The organism is Pseudomonas sp., from assembly GCF_026224925.1.
In the GTDB taxonomy this organism is placed as follows: domain Bacteria; phylum Pseudomonadota; class Gammaproteobacteria; order Pseudomonadales; family Pseudomonadaceae; genus Aquipseudomonas.
This window is the reverse complement of the sequence record NZ_JAMFRV010000495.1, coordinates 1-2,749: the sequence shown is the minus strand read 5'-3', so window position 1 is coordinate 2,749 and position 2,749 is coordinate 1. Positions and strand designations below refer to the sequence as shown.

3 protein-coding genes and 2 pseudogenes are annotated in these 2,749 nt (G+C 56.1%); 2 read left to right on the top strand and 3 right to left on the bottom strand.

Going from position 1 to position 2,749, the window contains the following annotated elements; all coding sequences use genetic code 11:
* Both M0974_RS21150 and M0974_RS21145 read left to right on the top strand, forming a co-directional pair.
* On the top strand, window positions 1–251 hold a 251-nt coding region (locus M0974_RS21150; RefSeq protein ID WP_297841249.1), incomplete at its 5' end, for a TspO/MBR family protein.
* 206 nt (window positions 252–457) lie between these two features.
* Entirely contained in the window at window positions 458–691 is a 234-nt protein-coding gene (locus tag M0974_RS21145) for a BLUF domain-containing protein (protein WP_297841246.1), read from the top strand.
* On the opposite strand, the pseudogene M0974_RS21140 reads toward M0974_RS21145, so the two are convergent.
* The 3 genes and pseudogenes from M0974_RS21140 to M0974_RS21130 all read right to left on the bottom strand — a co-directional run.
* Window positions 678–803: pseudogene (locus tag M0974_RS21140) on the bottom strand (IS110 family transposase); the annotation flags it as partial. The gene M0974_RS21145 and the pseudogene M0974_RS21140 overlap by 14 nt on opposite strands.
* A 75-nt stretch (window positions 804–878) precedes the next feature.
* Complete coding sequence (locus M0974_RS21135) at window positions 879–2,231, bottom strand: sensor histidine kinase (protein WP_297841243.1); 1,353 nt, start codon at window positions 2,229–2,231, stop codon at window positions 879–881.
* A 336-nt stretch (window positions 2,232–2,567) separates the two neighbouring features.
* Window positions 2,568–2,749: pseudogene (locus M0974_RS21130) on the bottom strand (hypothetical protein); the annotation flags it as partial.

The following is a 2,749-nucleotide window of genomic DNA, read 5'->3' as shown; positions in this document are numbered from 1 at the left end:
CTGCTGCTGTACACCTAGCGCAGCTGACCGTTAACGCGCTGTGGAGCTGGCTGTTCTTCGCCTGGCATCTCGGCGTGCCTGCCTTTATTTGCATCGTCGTGCTGTGGCTGATGATCGTGGCCACCATCGTGCTGTTCGGCCGCCGCGAACGCCTCGCCGCCGTGCTGCTCTGGCCCTACCTCGCGTGGGTCAGCTTTGCCGGCCTCCTGTGCTTCAGCGTCTGGCAGCGCAACTCCGCCCTGCTCGTATAAACGATGCCTCCCACCTCCGACGATTATGATACCCATGATGAATGACAAGTTGCTCCACTCCGCGCTGTCATCACACCGGTCTCCGCGCGCATACGCGCCCGCCACGAGGAGAGCGGCGGGCGCTTCCACGCCAACGACAACATCGCCGACTACATCGAAAGCGACGAACTCGATGAACTGCTGGACGAAGTGATCCTGCGCATGCAGTGCTGTGCCACAGCGAGCGGCTATACCTGCAGCTGATCGAAGGCGGCCGCAAGCAGGTTAACTTGCTCTACGCCCGCATCCTCGGCGACGCTCGCTATGCAGACGTCACGCTGCTGCACTACGCGGAAATCAGCGAGCCCCGCTACACCGGCTGGGCCATGGGCCAGACCAACCTCGACAAGCTCAACACCAGCACGAGGCTGCGCTACTCGGCGCTGCCCGAGTCGAACTGAGCAATTCTGCACGCAGAACCTTCGAACTGTGTAATGCTTGGCCGCGACGATCGGCGCCGTGCACCTGGAACACCCGCTTGGCCTGATCAATCTCGAGAATATCGATATCCATGGCAGACCTCTACACGTAATTTGGACGAAACGCTAGTTTGATCCGATTCGGTGGTGTCGGGGCCATCTCAGTAAATCAACAAGAATACTCACAACTCTCGACTTGCAAGGGTAATTGCACGGTGAACGTACTACCTTGCCCCTCCCCCGCACTGTAAGCCACAACGCTTCCTCTGTGCGCTTCGACCAAGTTTTTCACCAGAGCCAAGCCTAATCCCAGGCCACCGCCAATACGGTCCGACGAAAGTTCAGCCTGGACGTAAAGATCGAAAAGGCGCGGTATAAGCTCCGGTTTAATGCCTTGGCCGTTGTCCGACACTCGCAACACCGTCATCGACCCGCGCTTTTCTAAAGTAATACGGATCAGGCCGCCGCGACTGGTATAGCGTACGGCGTTGCTGAGGAGGTTGCTCGCCACTTGAATTAGCCGTGTCCGATCGCCCAGCACTGCCAAATTGGCGCGTTCGATTTGTTGCTCAATGCGATGCTCCTTTAAACTCGCCCCCGCTTGCACTTGTTCGACGGCCGCTGCCACGACATCAACCAAATTCACCGATACTTTCTCAAGTTGCACCAAACCGCGGCTGACCCGCGAGACGTCTAGCAGGTCTTCTACCAACCTGCTCATGTGGGCGATCTGTCGACTGATCAAGCTACCCATCTGATTGGCGCGCTCCGGGGTCACGCTTTGCAACTGGAGTACCGTGGCCGCCGTGCCGGCGGCCGACAGTGGGCCGCGCAGTTCATGGCTGAGCGTGGCCAAGAACTCGTCCTTGCTGCGATCGGCTTGCTGCAAAGCGACCGCTTTATCGTCGAGTAGATCGTTAAGCGCCTCGATGTTGCGATTTCTCTCTTCAAGACGGCTGGTCATCAGCAGCAATTCTTCTTGCCGAGCCTGCAGAGCGCTTAGAGTTTCAGTCAATTCACGGTTCTGGTGTTGTGCTTCGGATAAGGCTGCATGATTAGGCAGCGCTTTAAATTGCCCGACGACAGAGCGTAAAGTCCCGGCGGTCATGATTGTCGTCTGAAGCTGGAATCGCTTACCGACAGTAATTCGGGTGCCCGCCGCGCTGGTGGCGATCTCAAAATGTTCCATTAGACGCCTTGCCGACAAAATACCGAGACCCATCCCTGAGACCGAGCGGTAATTCCCAGAGAGTACCTGTTCAACGTCGGCAATCCCCGCGCCCTCGTCCGCCACCGTGATTAATAATTGCTGAGGCACAACTGAGCCACTGAGGGCAAACGAAACGGAGCCAGTGCCGGCATAGTTATAAATGTTGCGGGCAAGCTCTGATACTACGGTACTGATGCGCGCCTGATCCAAACCGCTAAATCCGCAGGCTTCAGCTATTTGGCGCGCTCGCTGGCGAGCGGCAATAATGTCAAACTCAGTCCCCACTTCAAGGGTCAATATGTTTTCAATCATGAGGGCTAGAACGGTTGATCACGGGGTGTCGCTCTGCAAGAGATGGGTGCCATAATCTCCGCACATAGAAGTCGCAATGATCATTTCCTAGAGGCATTATAGCCTATCTATGTATTCGGTCGACTGTGCTCTAACCATCCGATTCCCGGGTTCCGTTACTCAGCCCGTTTATGGCCATTTGTGCCCATCCCCCCAAAATGTAAAATTAGCCCAGATCAGTCTGAGCTTTCCCTGAAATTTCGTCTTCCACAGGTGACGTAAAATTGACGTTACTTTGGAAGGCTTTGTCGCGTTGTTGATCAATAACGAAATTATTTTGGAAAGGAACAGTACCCCTCAAACTGGACGAACGTGTCCCGCCAGCGCGTAAAATTGGTCGGCGAACGACATCGAATTGGCGCTGTCGGCAGTGAACTGCCCCTTTCGGATCATGTGCATGAGCTCGATGCCGGCGAGCACCGCGCCGGCAGACCGGAACGATTTGAAGTTGAGCATTGGCCTGGTCACCCGTTTGATGG

What these genes read in the sequence shown, in the direction of transcription:
- M0974_RS21135 (WP_297841243.1), bottom strand. Translation starts at nt 2,231, where the DNA reads ATGATTGAAAACATATTGACCCTTGAAGTGGGGACTGAGTTTGACATT.